The 18525-nt window shown below is 54.1% G+C and carries 13 protein-coding genes; 4 read left to right on the top strand and 9 right to left on the bottom strand.

All coding sequences use genetic code 11. From position 1 onward, the window contains the following. Window positions 1-196: 196 nt before the first annotated feature. The 5 genes from greA to dapB form a co-directional block, all read right to left on the bottom strand. Window positions 197-673 (bottom strand): transcription elongation factor GreA, encoded by a 477-nt coding sequence (gene greA / locus DFK18_RS03730; RefSeq protein WP_114416872.1) that lies wholly within the window; start codon window positions 671-673, stop codon window positions 197-199. Continuing rightward, window positions 673-3894 carry a carbamoyl-phosphate synthase large subunit gene (gene carB, locus DFK18_RS03725; protein WP_114416871.1) on the bottom strand — a complete coding sequence of 1074 codons (3222 nt, stop codon included), beginning with the start codon at window positions 3892-3894 and terminating at the stop codon, window positions 673-675. The genes greA and carB overlap by 1 nt, the downstream gene beginning before the upstream one ends. A gap of 22 nt (window positions 3895-3916) precedes the next feature. Beyond that, window positions 3917-5074 carry a glutamine-hydrolyzing carbamoyl-phosphate synthase small subunit gene (gene carA / locus DFK18_RS03720; protein WP_114416870.1) on the bottom strand — a complete coding sequence of 386 codons (1158 nt, stop codon included), beginning with the start codon at window positions 5072-5074 and terminating at the stop codon, window positions 3917-3919. Between the two features lie 218 nt (window positions 5075-5292). Next, the gene (locus DFK18_RS03715) at window positions 5293-5856 is read right to left on the bottom strand and encodes a hypothetical protein (RefSeq protein WP_114416869.1); all 564 of its coding nucleotides are present in this window, start codon (window positions 5854-5856) and stop codon (window positions 5293-5295) included. A gap of 77 nt (window positions 5857-5933) precedes the next feature. Next, window positions 5934-6737 (bottom strand): 4-hydroxy-tetrahydrodipicolinate reductase, encoded by an 804-nt coding sequence (gene dapB / locus DFK18_RS03710; RefSeq protein WP_178006170.1) that lies wholly within the window; start codon window positions 6735-6737, stop codon window positions 5934-5936. A 152-nt stretch (window positions 6738-6889) separates the two neighbouring features. Here dapB and DFK18_RS03705 point away from each other — a divergent pair, with 152 nt between their 5' ends. Both DFK18_RS03705 and DFK18_RS03700 read left to right on the top strand, forming a co-directional pair. Further along, a complete protein-coding gene (locus tag DFK18_RS03705; protein WP_114416868.1) occupies window positions 6890-8542 on the top strand; it encodes an HD family phosphohydrolase in 1653 nt (550 codons plus the stop codon). Window positions 8543-8560: 18 nt separating this feature from the next. Then, entirely contained in the window at window positions 8561-9340 is a 780-nt protein-coding gene (locus DFK18_RS03700) for a 3',5'-cyclic-nucleotide phosphodiesterase (protein ID WP_114416867.1), read from the top strand. A 60-nt stretch (window positions 9341-9400) separates the two neighbouring features. Here DFK18_RS03700 and DFK18_RS03695 read toward each other — a convergent pair whose 3' ends face one another. Next, complete coding sequence (locus DFK18_RS03695; protein WP_114416866.1) at window positions 9401-11620, bottom strand: CHASE2 domain-containing protein; 2220 nt, start codon at window positions 11618-11620, stop codon at window positions 9401-9403. A 15-nt stretch (window positions 11621-11635) separates the two neighbouring features. Beyond that, window positions 11636-13003: a DNA repair protein RadA gene (gene radA, locus DFK18_RS03690; protein ID WP_114416865.1), complete on the bottom strand. Its 1368-nt coding sequence runs from the start codon at window positions 13001-13003 to the stop codon at window positions 11636-11638. 90 nt (window positions 13004-13093) lie between these two features. Here radA and DFK18_RS03685 point away from each other — a divergent pair, with 90 nt between their 5' ends. Further along, window positions 13094-14365: an O-acetylhomoserine aminocarboxypropyltransferase/cysteine synthase family protein gene (locus DFK18_RS03685; RefSeq protein WP_114416864.1), complete on the top strand. Its 1272-nt coding sequence runs from the start codon at window positions 13094-13096 to the stop codon at window positions 14363-14365. Between the two features lie 160 nt (window positions 14366-14525). Further along, window positions 14526-15116, top strand: a complete 591-nt coding sequence (locus tag DFK18_RS03680) for a peroxidase-related enzyme (RefSeq protein ID WP_114416863.1) — start codon at window positions 14526-14528, stop codon at window positions 15114-15116. Window positions 15117-15171: 55 nt separating this feature from the next. Here the strand turns inward: DFK18_RS03680 and DFK18_RS03675 are convergent, their stop codons facing one another. Then, complete coding sequence (locus tag DFK18_RS03675; protein WP_114416862.1) at window positions 15172-17157, bottom strand: alpha/beta hydrolase; 1986 nt, start codon at window positions 17155-17157, stop codon at window positions 15172-15174. A 116-nt stretch (window positions 17158-17273) separates the two neighbouring features. Next, window positions 17274-18353, bottom strand: a complete 1080-nt coding sequence (hemE, locus tag DFK18_RS03670; protein WP_114416861.1) for a uroporphyrinogen decarboxylase — start codon at window positions 18351-18353, stop codon at window positions 17274-17276. Window positions 18354-18525 lie beyond the last annotated feature (172 nt).

The following is an 18525-nucleotide window of genomic DNA, read 5'->3' as shown; positions in this document are numbered from 1 at the left end:
AGCAACCACCAGCACCCGCTCGACTAAAGTTCAGCAAGAGTGACCCACATCAATTAAGGTTTTCACGACTATTGGGAGGTAGGGGTGCGATTTGCCTGCTTAGAGGACAGGCAAGAGATCAGCGCCCAATTTTTCAGCCATAAAAAAACCCCGGACTAAGCCGGGGTTTTGCAAGCAACCAGGTATACAAAGCTAGCTAACCGTAGATAACTTCTGTTACCTCGTATTCCACTTCGCCACGAGGCGTTTTCACCAGGGCGACATCCCCTTCTTCCTTGCCGATCAGTGCTCGGGCAATCGGGGAGGTGAAAGAAATCTTGTTGTGCTTCAAATCGGCCTCATCTTCACCGACTATGGTGTAGCTGACCTCTTCATCGGTATCCAGGTTCATCAGCTCAACGGTTACGCCAAAAACCACCTTGCCGGTTTTGGGAAGCTGACTGACATCGATCACCTGGGCATTGGACAACTTGCCTTCGATTTCCTGAATACGGCCTTCGATAAAACCCTGCTCTTCACGCGCAGCATGATATTCTGCGTTTTCTTTCAGATCACCATGCTCCCGCGCTTCAGCAATGGCTTCAATCACCCGGGGGCGAGCTACGGCTTTCAGTTCGTCCAATTCTTCGCGAAGACGCGCTTCGCCCTGAACAGTCATGGGACTCTTTTGCATTAAACTTCTCCTGCGTGCAGCTTTTGCAAACGGCGCACACTGATATTCATTCCATACTCAAGGGCCTGGCAAAGAGCCTGGGCACCGGCCAGCGTCGTGGTATAGGGCACTTTATGCTGCAGGGCCGCACGACGGATGCCGGAGGAATCAGCAATAGCCTGACGCCCTTCCGTTGTATTGACGATATAAACAATCTCGTCATTTTTGACCTTATCGACGATATGCGGACGCCCTTCCGCCACCTTGTTCACCACTTCAGCCTCGTAACCAGCTGCCTTGAGAGCTGCAGCAGTACCGCTGGTGGCCACCAGGGTGTAGCCCAGTTTGGTCAGGGAAGCAGCAACACCCAGAATGGCTTGCTTATCCACCTCACGGACCGAGAGGAAGGCTTTGCCGCCCGCCTTGGGCATTTTCTCACCGGCACCCAGCTGGGCCTTAAGGAAGGCTTCGGCAAAGGTCGTACCGCTACCCATAACTTCCCCAGTCGATTTCATTTCGGGGCCGAGAATGGGGTCAACGCCCTGGAACTTGTTGAAGGGGAAGACCGCTTCCTTGACGCTGAAGAAAGGCGGAATAATTTCTGTCTCGAAACCCTGTTCCTTAAGGCTGGTACCGGCCATACAGCGTGCTGCTACCTGGGCCAGGGAAGTACCAATGCACTTGGAAACAAAGGGCACCGTACGTGAAGCACGAGGATTGACTTCGATGATGTAGATTTCACCATCCTGCCAGGCCAGCTGAACATTCATCAGGCCCACGACACCCAGTTCACGAGCCATCTGCGCAATCATCACCCGCATACGATCCTGCACTTCGGCAGGCAGAGAATAGGGTGGCAAGGAGCAGGCTGAGTCACCCGAGTGAACGCCGGCCTGTTCGATATGCTGCATGATGCCGCCGATGACCACATCCTTGCCATCACTGACTGCATCGACATCGATTTCGATGGCGGCGTTGAGGAAGTGATCCAGCAGTACCGGGCTATCATTGGATACCTTGACGGCACTGGTCATGTAGCGCTCCAGCTCGTCACTGCCATAGACGATTTCCATCGCCCGGCCACCCAAGACATAGGAAGGACGCACCACCAGCGGATAGCCGATCGCCTCGGCCTTGGCCAGGGCTTCGTCAAAACTGCGGGCTGTGGCATTGGGTGGCTGTTTGAGACCCAGCTTTTCAATCATCTGCTGGAAACGCTCACGATCTTCAGCCCGGTCAATCGCATCCGGAGTAGTACCGATAATGGGTACGCCAGCAGCTTCCAGGTCACGCGCCAGCTTCAGCGGCGTCTGGCCACCAAACTGAACGATCACACCCTTGGGTTTTTCCTTATTAACGATTTCCAGCACGTCTTCCAGAGTTACCGGCTCAAAATAGAGGCGATCAGAGGTGTCGTAGTCGGTGGAAACCGTCTCGGGGTTACAGTTAACCATGATGGTTTCATAGCCATCATCACGCATGGCAAAAGCCGCATGCACACAGCAGTAGTCAAATTCAATGCCCTGACCAATCCGGTTGGGACCACCGCCCAACACCATGATTTTATCGCGTGAAGAGGGTTCAGCTTCACATTCCTCTTCATAGGTGGAATACATGTAGGCCGTACTGGTAGCAAATTCTGCCGCACAGGTATCCACCCGCTTATAGGTGGGGTGAATATCCAGTTGCTGACGCAGTTTGCGGAAAGAACTTTCGGAAACCCCCAGCAAATCAGCCAAGCGAGCATCGGAGAAGCCCTTGCGCTTGAGGCGGTAAACCAGCGCGTGGTCCAGATCACCAAAGGCAGTCTTGGCCACCTGGTTTTCCAGTTGGATCAGTTCTTCCAGCTGTACCAGATACCAAGGATCCACATTAGTCAGGCGGAAAACTTCTTCAAGGCTCATGCCGCTACGGAAGGCATCACCGATATACCAGATACGCTCTGCACCGGGATTCAGCAGTTCGCGCTTCAAGAGGTTTTTAGCTTCTTCATCCCATTTTTCAATTTTAGGGTCGAGACCACTGGCACCCACTTCCAGACCACGCAAGGCTTTCTGCAGGGATTCCTGGAAGGTACGACCAATGGCCATCACCTCACCCACCGATTTCATCTGGGTCGTCAGGCGGTCATTGCTCTGGGGGAATTTCTCAAAGGTGAAGCGCGGGATCTTGGTGACGACATAATCAATGGCCGGCTCGAACGAAGCCGGAGTCGCCCCCCCGGTAATGTCATTCTGAAGCTCATCCAGCGTATAGCCCACGGCCAGCTTGGCAGCAATCTTGGCGATGGGGAAACCGGTTGCTTTGGAGGCCAGGGCCGAGGAGCGAGAAACCCGTGGGTTCATTTCGATTACGACCATGCGGCCAGTATCAGGGTTGATACCAAACTGGACGTTGGAACCGCCGGTTTCCACCCCGATTTCACGCAGAACCGCCAGGGAGGCATCGCGCATGATCTGATATTCTTTATCCGTCAGGGTTTGCGCTGGTGCCACGGTAATGGAGTCACCCGTATGCACACCCATAGCATCAAAGTTTTCAATCGCACAGACGATGATGCAGTTGTCGTTCTTATCACGAACAACTTCCATCTCGTACTCTTTCCAGCCGATCAGGGATTCATCAATCAACAGTTCGTTGGTCGGTGACAAATCCAGGCCGCGGGTACAGATTTCTTCAAACTCTTCCTTGTTATAAGCAATACCACCACCGGAACCACCCATGGTAAAAGAAGGGCGAATAATGCAGGGAAAGCCCAACTCGGCCTGTACCTGCCAGGCTTCTTCCATGCTATGGGCCATGGAGGCCTTGGGGCACTCCAGACCGATTTTCTTCATCGCCTTGTCGAAGCGGTCCCGATCTTCGGCCTTGTCGATGGTATCGGCATTGGCACCAATCATTTCCACGCCGTACTTTTCCAGCACCCCGTGGCGCTCCAGATCCAGCGCACAGTTGAGGGCTGTCTGGCCACCCATGGTAGGCAGAACGGCATCCGGTCTTTCTTTCTCGATAATCTTCTCGACCACATCCCAGAGGATGGGCTCGATGTAGGTCGCATCCGCCATCACCGGGTCGGTCATGATGGTGGCCGGATTGGAGTTCACCAGAATGACCCGGTAGCCCTCTTCTCGCAGCGCTTTACAGGCTTGGGCACCGGAATAGTCGAACTCACAGGCCTGGCCGATAACGATGGGACCAGCCCCTAAAATGAGAATGCTTTGAATATCTGTGCGTTTTGGCATGACGGTCTCTTTAGCTGCAAATTCAGGCTGACTGGTTTTTACGGGCTTCGATCATCCCGATAAAACGATCAAAAAGCGGAGCGACATCCTGGGGCCCAGGGCTGGCTTCAGGGTGTCCCTGGAAGCTGAAAGCTGCCTTGTCAGTCCGCTCAACACCCTGCAGGGTGCCATCGAACAGGGATTTGTGGGTGGCCCGCAGGGTCGAAGGAAGACTGGCCTCATCCACTGCAAAACCGTGGTTCTGACTGGTAATCATGACTTCCTTGGTATCCAGATCCTGAACCGGATGGTTGGCACCATGGTGGCCGTGAGGCATTTTGACCGAGCGAGCACCTGAGGCCAGCGCCAGCAGCTGGTGACCCAGACAGATACCAAAAACAGGCACCTCGGTTTCCAGAATCTCGGCAATGGCCTTGATGGCGTAATCACAGGGTTCAGGATCACCAGGGCCATTGGACAGGAAAACCCCATCGGGTTTCATGGCCAGGACTTCACTGGCTGGGGTCTGAGCAGGGACCAGGGTAATCCGGCAGCCTCGACTGGCCAGCATGCGCAGGATATTGAATTTCACGCCATAGTCGTAAGCCACTACATGGTAAGGCTGATCAGCATCCTGGGTTTTGCTGTAGCCTTCGCCCAAGGCCCATTCGCCCTGGTTCCAGTGACTGATTGCAGTGGTGGAAACCTCTTTGGCCAGATCCATCCCCTTGAGACCGGGGAAGGAACGGGCAGCGGCCAGAGCTTTTTCTTCAGCATCTGCCGCACCGGCTTCAGCACCAGCCAGGATACAGCCGTTCTGCGAGCCTTTATCACGCAGAATTCGGGTCAGCCTGCGGGTATCCACATCACCAATGGCAACCAGGTTATTGGCCTTCAGATAGTCGGTGAGACTTTGTTCGCTACGGAAGTTGCTGGCAATCAGTGGGAGATCACGAATGATCAGACCGGCAGCGCCCAGAGACGCTGATTCAACGTCTTCTGAATTGATGCCGGTATTACCGATGTGTGGATAGGTCAGAGTTACAAGTTGCTTGGTATATGAAGGGTCAGTCAGTATTTCCTGATACCCGGTCATCGCGGTATTGAATACCACTTCGCCCAGGGTCTGGCCATCAGCGCCAATTGCGGTTCCACGGAAAATACTGCCGTCTTCAAGTGCCAGAATAGCGGGTCTGGTCAAAACTGCCTCCTCCCATCGCAGGCTACAACTCCAAGCACCTTTTTAGTGCCCGAGCTGAATTTGGGTTGCAAAAAAGCGAGATGAACACAAGTGTCCATCCCGCTTTGGTCTGTATTGTTTGCTTGAGGGCTACTTTTTGCCCTGATCGCACCAAGTAAGTGCAGGCGCTTATTTCCATGATTTTAGCGCTTTAGCGGGCCTTGTGTCCAGAAATATCGTCAGCAGGCAGGAGCCTGGCCGGATGGATAAATCTGTACCAGACCGCTCTCGCCATCAAAGTCAGCCACTACCCAGACCTGTTCAAACGGATGCCCTTCCGGCAGACAAATGGCATCCATCCTTTGCAGAAAATCTTCTCTTCGCCAAAGCGGGTTGGCATTGCGAATAACCAGCCAGACCCGATCGGAGTGATAGTTCTTTTCCGCCTTGTTGGCTAAAATCCGGTTCAGGGCCGTCAGCAGGCGCTCATCCGGCGGGGTGGCCGCCAGCTCGGTCAGATAACGCCAGGTGGCATTACCCTGATCGTGACCCAGTACCAGCATGGCTTCGACTTCGCTACCGTAGAGATGGGCAATCTCCAGATCCAGTCTCTGTTTGTTCAGATAGCAGGAAACGTCCGGCTTCTGAGGCTCGTTATGCCAGATATGTCGAACCGGTACTTCAAAGCAGGCCTCATAAAGCCGCATAAACAGGCGGGCCGCCTCATGCTCCAGGCGAATTTTTTCTTTCTCCGAGTCGGAAAGAGGCTTTCCTTCCCGGGAAAAATTCAGATCCGAAGTCATTGCCTAGCCGCCATTGCCGTTTCCTTCAGGTAAAACCAGGCCCGGAACACCCTGGGCCTGGAGCAAAGCCCTATTCATTAATGCAGATCCAGCACATCCTGCATGCTGTAAAGAGAAGCCGGTTTGTCTTGCAACCACTTGCAGGCTCGAACCGCCCCCTTGGCAAAAGTCATGCGGCTGGAAGCCTTGTGGGTAATTTCCACTCGCTCGCCTTCCGTGCCGAATACCACCGTATGATCGCCCACAACATCGCCCACACGCATAGTGGCAAAACCGATGGTCTTGGAATCCCGCGCACCGGTATGGCCTTCACGCCCGTAGACCGCGACTTCTTTCAGATCACGCCCCAGTGAACGAGCCACGGCTTCACCCATTCCCAGCGCAGTACCCGAAGGGGCATCCACCTTGTGACGATGGTGCGCTTCGACGATCTCCACATCATAATCATCGCCCAGGGCAGCTGCGGCCATTTCCAGCAGCTTGAAGCAGAGGTTGACCCCCACACTCATATTGGGCGCAAAAACGATCGATGTCTTCTTAGCGGCTTCCTGCAATTGTGCTTTCTGTTCGTCGTTCAGACCCGTAGTGCCCACTACCAGCTGCTTACCTGCAGAAGCACAGAGGGCCGCATTGGCCAGGGTGACCTGCGGCTGGGTAAAATCAATCAGTACATCAAAATCATCCAGCACAGACTCAACGTCACCTACAGCAGCAATCTGACGCTTACCCACACCCGCAATTTCACCTAAATCAGCACCGATCAGGCTAGAGCTGGGCTCCAGAATACCTGCGCCCAGCTCCGTTGCAGGATCTTCATCGATCGCTTGGATCAGTGCCTTGCCCATACGTCCGACGGCACCCATTACAGCCACTCTAATCATGATTTCCCCACCTGGTTTACTCTGAATTATTTTCTGCCATTATTATAAATAAATCGGTACTCAAACTTACCCATAAATGTGAACCGGTTCACACTTAGATCGCTAAGCTTTGCTAAGATCTAGGACTTTCTGCCTTCCACTCAGAGGTTTTCATGTCATCGGCCACGCCTTCCAACCCCAGCTATGAACGCATTCGCAGACTCAATGCTATCGGCATAGCACTTTCTGCCCAAAGCGATCAGAACCAGCTGCTGGAGATGATACTGAGCAGCGCCCGTGAACTCACGCAAGCCGATGCGGGAACCCTCTACATGGTTGAGCCAGAAGGCCCTTCTCTGCGTTTTGCCATGGTTCAAAACGATAAGCTTAACATCCATTTGGGGGGGAGCGGTGCTCCGGTCGGGGACAACTTTCCCTTGATTCCCCTCTATCTGGAGCAGCAACAACCCAACGAACGAATGATTGTGGCCTGGTCGGTTTTGCATAAGCGAACAGCACGTATTGCTGACGCCTACCACGAAGAAGGCTTTGATTTTTCCGGAACCCGTGCCTTTGATGAGAAAACCGGTTATCGCTCCAAATCCTTTCTCACCGTTCCCCTGCTCAATCACGAAGGTGAAGTCATAGCCGCGCTACAGCTGCTTAATAAACTGGATGCAAAAGGCGAGCTTACGGAATTTGATGACAGTGATCAGGATATTGCCGAATCCCTGGCCTCCCAGGCCGCCATCGCCCTGACCAACCGCCGCCTGATAGACGAATTGCGTAACCTGTTTGATAGCTTCACTCAAGTCATCGCCAGCGCGATCGACTCCAAATCCGCCCATACCGGTGCTCATTGCCGTCGCGTACCCGATGCCACCCTGATGCTGGCCGAAGCAGCCAGTGGTGCCGGCTTCCCCGGCCTGGAAGATTTTCGCATGTCAGAAGATGACATGTATGAACTGAAGACAGCAGCCTGGCTGCATGACTGTGGCAAGGTCGTCACGCCTCACCACGTCATGGAAAAATCCACCAAGCTGGAAACCATCGTTGATCGTATCGACTGGGTTGGCGATCGCTTTGAAATCCTGCGGCGGGATCTGGAAATTCAGCACCTGAAAGAAGAACTGGCCGCAGCTCGAGAAGGCCGGGAATTACCTGCAGCAACCCTGGAGGCCTATAACCAGGCCCAAGAACAACTGGCCGATGACCTCGCCTTCTTGCGTACAGCCAATACTGGCGGTGAATTCATGGCCGACGAATTGATTGCGCGGGTCGAGGCTCTGGGAGAGAAAACCTGGATTAATCTGCAGGGAGAGACCCAGCCACTGCTAACCGAAGAGGAAGTGAAGAATCTTTCCATTCGCAAGGGCACCCTGAACCAGGAAGAACGCAAGATCATGGAAGGCCACATGGTGCATACGTTGAATATGCTGGAACAGCTACCCTTCCCGCGCAACCTGCAACGAGTGCCTGAATATGCTGGTGGCCACCATGAACGCATGGATGGCAAAGGCTATCCTCGCGGACTCAAGCGAGAAGAAATGTCGATTCCTGCCCGTATCATGGGGATCGCTGATGTCTTTGAAGCCTTAACCGCTCATGAGCGCCCCTACAAAAAACCCATGCCCTTATCTTTAGCCTTGACCATTATGGGCAGAATGGTCGAGGATAATCACCTGGATCCAGATTTGTATGCCGCGTTCGTTTACAAAAAAGTGTACCTTGATTACGCTAAGAAACATCTGCGCGATGAACAAATCGATGAAGTGGACGTTGATAATCTGCCTGGATTACGTCTGGCTTCCATATCCCAGGCATGAAGCAAGGAGCATAAGGCTGTGAAGGTAGAAATTCTTGGTTGCAGCGGCGGGATGGGGCTAGGACAGCAAACCACCTGCTACCGTATCAATGAGCATACGCTGCTGGATTCAGGCAGTGGGCTGGGTAATTTGCCGCAAAATGAGCTGCTCAAGATAAAAAATATCTTTCTGACCCACTCGCATCTTGATCACGTCTGTTTTCTACCCCTTCTGATCGACAACCTGTTTGAAGCCATCAAAACGCCGATACAGGTCTATGCCCTGCCCGAAGTCATAGAAACCCTGCAGGAACATATTTTTAACTGGAAAATCTGGCCTGACTTTTCCACTCTGCCCAACAAGCACAACCCGGTTGTAGCCTTTAATGAAATCACCCCCTGGCAGAAGATAGAAGTGGAGGGTATCTCTTACACTCCCTTTCCGGTTGAACATATAGTGCCGACCTGTGGCTACCACCTGCTCAGTGACAGCGGCCAGACCCTGGCCTTTACCGGGGATACCACCTATAGCGATAGTGTCGTGGAAACCATCAATCAGTTGGGCAAGTTGGATGTACTCATGACCGAGTGCGCCTTTCCCGATCGTCTTTACGAACTGGGCAAGATGTCCAAGCACCTGACGCCCGTAATGGTCAAGGATCTACTCAAGACCCTGAAAACACCCCCCGGACAAATCTGGCTTTCCCATCTAAAGCCCAGCCAGCACTTGGAAATCAAGGGTGAACTGGAACGCTTGCAAGACGATCTGGCTTCCACCGACATCCAGATCTTGGAACCCTGCAAGACTTTTCAGCTGTAATAGCTCTCCACTCCTGATCGTCTCACAACAAAGAAAGGGAGGCAGATGCCTCCCTTTTCTCTATTTCTCGGTATGGGTCCAGACGCCATCCCAGTCCTCACCGGGAGGCTGCTCCAGATAGTGATCAATACGATCCAGATAAACACCCGGCAGACTGTCTTGCGGATAGTCGGCCTGTAATTTCTGATAAAGCTGACGGGCCTCTGTAAAACGTGCCTGGTGATAAACCTCCAGGGCAGCCTCATGTTTTTGCAGCCAATCCCGATCTTCTGCTTGCAGCGAAGTCTCCAATCCCAGGGGCTCCAGAATCGTGACAGGCTCAGACCGCCCCTTCACCCTTACCTTATCCAGGCGACGGTAAGCGTACTCCGGTGCAGCTTTGGCCGTCATTTCACTAACGATGATCTTGACGCCATAGGCCTTGGTCAGCCCTTCCAAACGCGAGCCCAGATTGACGTTATCGCCCATGACGGTATAGGCCATGCGGAATTCCGATCCCATGTTGCCCACATTCATAAACCCGGTATTCAGACCGATCCCCATAGCCAAGGGCTTCATGCCTTCTGCAGTGAAAACCTGATTGATTTCGTCTAACGCCTTGAGCATGGCAAAGGCTCCATCCAAGGCATGGCTGGCATGCTGCTCATCCTGTAAAGGTGCTCCCCAAAAGGCCATGACCGCATCCCCCATGTACTTGTCGATCGTACCCTGGTTGGCATGAATGGCCTTGGTAATCGGCGTCAAAAGCCGGTTCATCACACCCGTCAATTCAGCCGGCGGGATGCCCTCGGAAAAAGAAGTAAAACCACGCACGTCAGAAAAGAGAACGGTCAGTTCCCGCTCTTCGCCTTCCAGACCGAAACTGGCATGACTATCCACCATTTCCTCGACCAGCTCGGGCGGTACATATTGTCCAAAACGCTCGGTAACCCAGCCTTTTTCGCGACTTTCACGTAAGAAGTTCATCGCCAGATGCCAGCCTGCCATGAGTATCAGTAGCAGCAATCCCGAGGCCAGGGGCAGCACCCAGCCCTCCTGCCAAGCCCAGATATTAATGCCCAGGTGCACAGTCACCAGCACCAGACTCACCACCAGAACGGCAATTGCTTTCAGACGCGGAAAAATAAAGGTGATCAACAACCCTAGAACCCCCAGGATCAAAAGACCTGCTGCCAGGGAATAGGCTGGCTCAGCGCGGTAACTCTGATGCAGAATGCCGGCCAAAAGGCTGGCATTGATTTCCGGCCCGGGAAAAATACTGGCCACAGGCGTGGCCCGCAAATCCATCAAACCAGGAGCTGAAGCCCCCAAAATGGCCAGAGCACCTTCCAGCTTGCTCGGATCAACCCGACCATGGAGAACATCGGTAGCCGAGACATAGGTAAAGTGGCCTCGCTCACCATACCAGGGCACCAGAGCTCCGCCGCGGGAATCAGTAGGAATCTTGAAGCCACCCACATCCACGGCTTCCAGTTGCGGTACGCCGCCCCCTTCAGCAATATCCAGCTGCAAAGGCGGCTGCCCCAGCACCTGATACATCATCGCCAAGGGTAGATTAGGATAGAGACCGCCTTCCCAGTATTGCAGAACCGGGACCCGGCGAAAGACACCGTCATCATCAACAAAGGGGTTATCAAAAAAACCGCCGCCCAGGGCAGCATCTTGGAGAATATCCAGATTCGAGGAATAGCGTTCAGGGCGTGGCCAAGGCAGGCTGGCCAAAAGTTGTGGATCGGCATCCACAGCGATAGGAGGCGGTAACTGACCGACCGAGGGTGGATCCGTCTCTTTGACCCGCGACTGGAAATAATAGCCGGTCACGACCGGAAAATTAGCCATCACCTGAGCAAGAATACGGTCACCTGCGGGCAGGGGTGGGTCAGTCGGTAGTTGTGGATATTGCTGCTGCAGCGCTTGCCATTGCAGCGCCAGCTGATTCCCCTCGGGCTCGGCAAAAACGATATCCATCCCCAGCAGGCCCAGGTCATAATCCAGAAACAGGGTCTGAATCAGTTCTGCCACAACGACCCGCGGCCAGGGCCACTGGCCCAGCTCACTCAGGCTGCGCTCATCCAGATCGATAATGACGATGGAAGGATCTTTTTCATAGCTGAGCGTTGATTGCACCCGCAGGTCGTAACTCAAACCTTCCAGACGATCTACAGCCTTGAGTGGCCAGAAACCGGCCATTTCCCCCAGGACCAGCAACAAGAGCAATAAACTGACCAGATACTGCCAGTTCTTGAGGGTATAAATACGCTGCCAAATTTTTCCCAGCATGGCTGATTTCCTGTATTAAAGGGCTTCCAAAGCCTCACTTAAACGGGTCACTCCGATTACCTCCATACCTGCAGGCTTTTCCTTGGGCACATTGCCCTTGGGTACCAGGGCTCGTTTGAAACCATGTTTTGCCGCCTCGCGAATTCGTTCCTGGCCACTGGGCACCGGACGGATTTCACCCGACAGCCCGACCTCACCGATAATCATCAATTCCGGCGATAGAGGCTGGTTGCGAAGCGAAGAGACAATCGCCATCAAGGCAGCCAGATCAGCACCGGTTTCCAGAACCTTGACCCCACCCACAACATTGACAAAAACATCCTGGTCACCGGTAAAGATGCCACCGTGACGATGAAGAACCGCCAACAACAAAGACAGGCGATTGGTATCCAGCCCCACTGCGACCCGGCGGGGGTTACCCAGTGCCGACTCATCCACCAGCGCCTGCACTTCCACCAGCAGAGGGCGTGTTCCCTCCCAAGTGGCCATGACCACACTACCCGCAGCCGGCTCCTCATCACGGGAGAGAAAAATCGCGGAGGGATTTTTCACTTCCTTCAGCCCCGTTTCCAGCATAGCAAAAACCCCCAGCTCATTAACCGCCCCAAAGCGGTTTTTGTGACCACGTAGAGTACGAAAGCGGGAATCGCCATCACCTTCCAGCAGCAGGGAAGCATCGATCATGTGCTCCAGCACCTTGGGGCCAGCCAGAGAGCCATCCTTGGTCACATGTCCGACCAGGAATAAAACCGTGTTGGTCTGCTTGGCAAAACGGGTTAAATAGGCGGCCGATTCACGTACCTGAGCAACGCCGCCGGGTGCTGACTGGAGATCATCCAGCTGCATGGTTTGAATGGAATCCACGATCAGCACCTGGGGTTTTTCCACCTCAGCAACTGCCAGCAGTTTTTCAATACTGGTTTCAGCCAGCATCTTTAAGCCCTGGGTTGGCAGCCCCAGACGCTGGGCTCGCATGGCTACCTGTTGCAGGGATTCCTCACCGGTCACATAAAGCACCTTCATCAACTGCGCCAGCTTGCAAGCCGTCTGCAGCAGCAGCGTGGATTTACCTGCACCCGGATGACCACCCAAAAGAATCGCTGAACCCGGTACCAGGCCACCACCCAGCACCCGATCAAACTCACTGAAGGTGGAAGAAAAACGCGGCAGGTCTTCCAGACTGATCTCGGACAGATCCTGCACCTGCTGGGTCAGGGCTCCGGCAAAACCGGTTCGACCGGCGCCGGAAGACTTGTTGCTGACCGCACCCAGGCGCACCTCCTGCACGCTATTCCACTGCTTGCAAGCGGAGCACTGACCCTGCCATTTGCTGTACTCAGCACCACATTCTATACAGACAAAGGCTGTTTTCTGTTTTGCCATAACTTCGCTGCGAAACCCCATTGACAGTTATAAAAAAGGACAGCATTATAACCAAATACTATCTTCGAAAATAAAATAAGGATACTCACCATGAAGCGCGAAACCCTTGCCCTGCATCACGGCTACCAGCCTGACGACCAGCATTCCGTTGCCATCCCTGTTCACCAGACGACTTCTTTCAGTTTTGATTCAGCCCAGCATGCGGCCGATCTTTTTGATCTGAAAGTGGAAGGCAATATCTATTCACGCATCATGAACCCTACCTGCGCGGTGCTGGAACAACGTGTAACCGCTCTGGAAGGTGGTCTGGCCGGTCTGGCAGTGGCGTCCGGTATGGCCGCTATTACCTATGCCATTCAAACGATTGCTGCTGCCGGCGACAATATTGTCTCCATCAGTGAACTCTATGGCGGCACCTATAACCTCTTTGCCCACACTCTACCTCAGCAGGGCATTGAAGTCAGATTTGCCGACAAGGATGATTTTGCCGGTATCGAAAAACTCATCGATGGCAAAACCAAGGCAGTTTTCTGTGAATCCGTGGGCAACCCTTCCGGCAGTGTTGTGGATATGGAAAAACTGGCCGAAGTCGCTCACCGTCATGGCGTTCCCGTCATCGTGGACAATACCGTTGCCACCCCCTTCCTCTGGCGTCCGATTGAACAGGGTGCTGATATCGTCGTGCATTCCGCCACCAAATACATTGGCGGCCACGGCACCACGGTCGGCGGCGTGATTGTGGATTCCGGTAAGTTCCCCTGGGCTGAGCATGCCGAGCGCTTCCCTCAGTTGAATGAGCCGGATGTTTCCTATCATGGTGTCGTCTACACTCGTGATGTCGGCGAAGCGGCCTTTATTGCCCGCGCCCGAGTCGTTCCCCTGCGCAACATGGGCGCCGCTCTTTCTGCCCAGGCGGCCTGGAACCTGCTCCAGGGTCTGGAAACCCTTTCCCTGCGTATCGAACGGATTTGTGACAACACCCAGAAGGTGGCGGACTTCCTGCAGGCTCACCCACAAGTCAGCTGGGTGAACTATGCTGGCCTGTCCGAACACAAGGATGCCGCCCTGGCGCAAAAATACATGGGTGGCAAGGCCTCCGGTATTCTCAGCTTTGGTATCCAGGGTGGCAAGGAAGCCGGTGTTCGCTTCTACGATGCCCTGCAACTCTTCACTCGCCTGGTCAACATCGGCGATGCCAAGAGCTGTGCCTCCATTCCGGCATCCACCACTCACCGTCAGCTGAATGATGAAGAGCTCAAGAGCGCCGGTGTCAGCGCTGACATGGTTCGCTTGTCCGTAGGTATCGAACATATTGATGACCTGCTGGCCGATCTGGATCAGGCGTTGAAAGCCGCTTCCTAATCAACTGGCTGCTATATGAATGCCCTGTTCAGCGTGACTGACAGGGCATTTTTTATGCTTGCCTTCCCGCCGGCCAAACCTCACTCTGAGTAGGGTCAATAAGGTGTACTTGCGCCAGGCCGCGCAAGCGATCATCCAATAACAATAAAAGGAAGCACTCATGAACCAACTCAGCCCTCATTTTGACCTGCCCAAAGACTCCCAGATCAAGGATCTGCCCCAGGACATTCAGGACGCTATTCTGGCCGTTCAGGAAAAAGCCGGTTTTGTGCCCAATGTTTTTCTGATGCTGGCCTATCGTCCAGCCGAATTCCGAGCTTTTTTTGCCTATCACGATGCCTTAATGGAAAGAGACTCGGATACCCTGACACCAGCAGAAAAGGAAATGATCGTGGTTGCCACCAGCGCCCGCAATCGCTGCCTCTACTGTGTGGTGGCCCATGGTGCCATCCTGCGTATCTATAGCAAGAATCCACTCCTGGCCGATCAGCTGGCAGTCAATCACCGCACTTCACCGATCAGTGAACGCCATCAGGTGATGCTGGATTTTGCCCTCTATATTGGCCTGGAAGCGGGCGAGCTAAATGCCAGCTGGAAGGAAAAACTGCATGCAGTGGGCTTTACCCTGGATGACATCTGGGACATAGGTGCCATCAGTGCCTTTTTCGGACTATCCAATCGCATGGTTTCCCTGACCGGCACGCCACCCAACGAAGAGTTTTATTTGCTGGGCCGACTGCCCAAGCAATAAGGCTGCAGGGATCAAGCAGAAGAAGCTTCTGCTTGATCCTTTACCCTGGTTTCTACTAGGTTTTTTTCGACGCGGACGGGCGACGACTGCTCGCCTTGCGGGTCGATGTTGAGCCGGAAGGCTTGGCCGTTGCCGTTTTAGCCGCAGACGCCTTGGCTTGGGGCTGATAGGCGGGAGGTTCATCCTGCAGAAAGTCGGCCACGGTTTCCAGGTATTCGTTGAGCAGTTTTTTACTCACCACGAAGATGTGGCCGATGTTCTTCTCAATCGTACGGTTGAGGCCACCGCGAGTCATCTGCACATTGCCTTTTCTGCCCCAGCGCTCACTGGTCAAGCAGGAACCCACGGGAGCAATCGGGTCTCTCTGCCCGCGGTAATCAAAGAGTGCAATATCAGCACGATTTAACGCATCCATATCCACGGGCTTGCCATCCAGCTCAGGCGCTTTAGACGGCAGGGTATAGCGGCCTTCCCAGATTTGATTGCCCATAAAGACTTTTTCAATCCATTCCCGATGCGCTTTAGCCGGGAAGCGGGTGCCCGAATTCAGCCAGTGCAGGAAGGGAGCCGCATCATCGATAGCCCCATGGAAGTTGGCACGTGCGTAAAAACCTTCTGTCACGTTGAAAGCCACACCGGGTTGAATCGCGTGCATACCGGCCTCAATGGTTTGTGGCGGCAGGTTGCTGTTGCCATAAAAGGCCTGCATGATCGCCGGATCATAGCTTTCCCGGATCAATTGGCGCATGGGCTGGTGACCACTGGTGTCATCATCAAAAAACATGGGCGTGGTCATCAACACCACCTGGCGAATTTTGATATCACATCCACCCTGTTCCGCTTCTTCGATGCGACGAGCCAGGTAGGGCATAAAGAGGGTGCCGCCCATGCAGTAGGCCATCACCTCGATGGACTGCTCGGGATGACGCTCGGTAATCAGATCAAGATAGCGGTCATGAACGGTTTTGCCATAAAAACTCAGGCCCAGATGCTGCTGGTCGGGGCCGGGATTACCGTAATCGACCATATAGAGGTCATAACCCAGCTTCAGCATCCCTTCGATTACAGATTTACCCGGTGCCAGATCAAAGAGCTCGCAACGGTTGATCATGGGACTGGCCAGATAGAGGGTTTTGCCGTTGGGTTTTACCCCCTGAGGACGCGGGTAATGCCTCAGGCGTACCGAATAGAGCTCGGAACCGGGCACCGTTTCCCAATCACAGGCTCCAATCTTGGCAAAGGGGGATTCCAGCGCAAAACGGCGGATATCGATGGCATCATGCGCCAAAAGCGCTAAAAGTCGCAGTTCACAATCTTTAAGATAGTCGTCATCGGACTGCTGGCGGGTGCCCTCGGGAGTCAGCTTACGATACGGATTACGCTTGAGATCACTGAGGGGCTCTCCGGCAATCACCTGCAACAGCGAGCGCAAAAGCTTCTTCATGGCTCTCAGGCGTGTCTGACCATAGCTGTGGTACTGCCATTCCAGTGCCTGAAGCCCGGCCAGTTGACCCAACAACCAGGCCTGACCGGTGGGATTCTCACAGGCCCAGTCGCATTGCTTGCGATCAAAAACCAGTTTACGGCCCTGGCGGGTCAGATAGTCACTTGCTGCTTCCTGCTCTTCAGCGCTGGCATCCAGCTCACAGGTCAGGGCAATCAACATCTTGCGTAGTCGGGCGGCGTAGGCTGACTCGATTCTCAGATTATCGCGGGCCACCAGATCAGGATCGCGCCCCTGGGCCACGGCCTCCTGGGTGGCCTTGACCAGAGGTTTCATCCAACCGGTAAAGATTTCTCCCGGCACTCCCAGAGGTGACCACAGATCCTGCTGGACCCGGGTAGCGGCAAAGAGATTCTTCAGGCACAAGCCATTGAATTCACTCAGCCAGTGATGAGTATCCTTGTAGTAGGCCGGATTATCGGCCAGCGTTACTCCCATGACCTGATCCAGCTGATCAGCAGTCAGCCTGGGCAAGGGCAGACTCGACGTCATGCCTTGCATCCAGGGTTCCAGCCAGTTTTCACTGTTAGCCAACATCATCACCTCCATTTTGGTGCCGGGCAGTTAAGCGATAGCAACCACCCTAACAAAGGGCAAAAAACGAGTTAAGCCCGGGGCACTTCGTGCTTTTATGTGCAGCAGCCACTCCTTACCTAGGCTGGATTTTGCTCACGATGTCTGGATTCACTCAATTCATGTACTGCATCAACCAGAGCCTTGGCATGCTCGGGGGGAACATGCTGGTTAATTCCGTGGCCCAGATTGAATACATGGCCCGGCCCTGAACCATAGCTATCCAGAATACGACCTACCTCGGCACGAATGGCCGCGGGGGGTGCAAAAAGCGCACTGGGATCAAAGTTCCCCTGCAGGGCTACGCGGTTACCCACACGAGCGCGGGCATCCTTCATTTCAGTGGTCCAGTCCAGACCCAGAGCATCAGCGCCGGTCGCCGCCTGGTGCTCCAGCCACTGACCACCGCCCTTGGTAAAGAGAATAACCGGAACCCGGCGGCCATCCTTTTCGCGGATCAAACCATGCACGATCTGTTCCATATAGCGCAGCGAGAATTCCAGGTAAGCGGGCGTTGACAGGCTGCCACCCCAGGAATCAAAAATCTGTACCGCCTGGGCACCAGCACGGATCTGGGCATTCAAATAGGCTGTTACCGTCTGGGCCAGCTTATCCAGCAGCTGGTGCATGACATCCGGCTGGCCATAGAGTAGCCCCTTGGCATGGCGGTATTCACGGCTTCCCTGACCTTCGATCATATAGGTGGCCAGAGTCCAGGGACTGCCACTGAAGCCGATCAGAGGCACCCGGCCATTGAGTTCCTGACGAATACGACTGACCGCATTCATGACGTAATCCAGATCCTTTTCCACTTCGGGCAAAGGCAGGGCATCTACATCCGCCTGGCTGCGCACTGTTTTGCGGAATTTAGGACCTTCGCCGGTTTCAAAATAGAGGCCCAGCCCCATGGCATCGGGAATGGTCAGAATGTCGGAAAAAAGAATCGCTGCGTCCAGATCAAAACGCTCCAGCGGCTGCAGGGTGACTTCACAGGCCAGATCAGTATTACGGCAGAGGTCCATGAAAGAGCCCGCCTGTTTGCGGGTCGCCAGGTATTCGGGCAGATAACGCCCCGCCTGGCGCATCATCCAAACCGGCGTTTTATCAACCGGCTGACGGGCCAGGGCGCGCAGAAAACGATCATTCTTCAATTCTGTCATGAGACTTCCTAATACAAAAAAAGCTGAACAGTCTTTCACCGGGTAAAAGACTGACGGAAAATTGTTGCTCCCATTGTAGCCTGCCCAGGATGATCAGGGCAGGTCTGTGAATAAAAACTTGTAACAGCTGCTGCCGTTTGCTCAGCAACCTAGTAGAATAGTCAGATTAATT

The sequence above is a fragment of the Marinospirillum perlucidum genome (genome assembly GCF_003336805.1).
Classification (GTDB): Bacteria; Pseudomonadota; Gammaproteobacteria; order Pseudomonadales; family Halomonadaceae; genus Marinospirillum; species Marinospirillum perlucidum.
This window is presented reverse-complemented; position numbering and strand designations above follow the sequence as displayed.

Excerpts from the sequence above, each read along its gene's own strand:
- greA (WP_114416872.1), bottom strand. The coding sequence starts at position 673 with ATGCAAAAGAGTCCCATGACTGTTCAGGGCGAAGCGCGTCTTCGCGAA.
- carB (WP_114416871.1), bottom strand. The coding sequence starts at position 3,894 with ATGCCAAAACGCACAGATATTCAAAGCATTCTCATTTTAGGGGCTGGT.
- DFK18_RS03715 (WP_114416869.1), bottom strand. The coding sequence starts at position 5,856 with ATGACTTCGGATCTGAATTTTTCCCGGGAAGGAAAGCCTCTTTCCGAC.
- dapB (WP_178006170.1), bottom strand. The coding sequence starts at position 6,737 with ATGATTAGAGTGGCTGTAATGGGTGCCGTCGGACGTATGGGCAAGGCA.
- DFK18_RS03705 (WP_114416868.1), top strand. The coding sequence starts at position 6,890 with ATGTCATCGGCCACGCCTTCCAACCCCAGCTATGAACGCATTCGCAGA.
- DFK18_RS03695 (WP_114416866.1), bottom strand. The coding sequence starts at position 11,620 with ATGCTGGGAAAAATTTGGCAGCGTATTTATACCCTCAAGAACTGGCAG.
- radA (WP_114416865.1), bottom strand. The coding sequence starts at position 13,003 with ATGGCAAAACAGAAAACAGCCTTTGTCTGTATAGAATGTGGTGCTGAG.
- DFK18_RS03685 (WP_114416864.1), top strand. The coding sequence starts at position 13,094 with ATGAAGCGCGAAACCCTTGCCCTGCATCACGGCTACCAGCCTGACGAC.
- DFK18_RS03680 (WP_114416863.1), top strand. The coding sequence starts at position 14,526 with ATGAACCAACTCAGCCCTCATTTTGACCTGCCCAAAGACTCCCAGATC.
- DFK18_RS03675 (WP_114416862.1), bottom strand. The coding sequence starts at position 17,157 with ATGTTGGCTAACAGTGAAAACTGGCTGGAACCCTGGATGCAAGGCATG.
- hemE (WP_114416861.1), bottom strand. The coding sequence starts at position 18,353 with ATGACAGAATTGAAGAATGATCGTTTTCTGCGCGCCCTGGCCCGTCAG.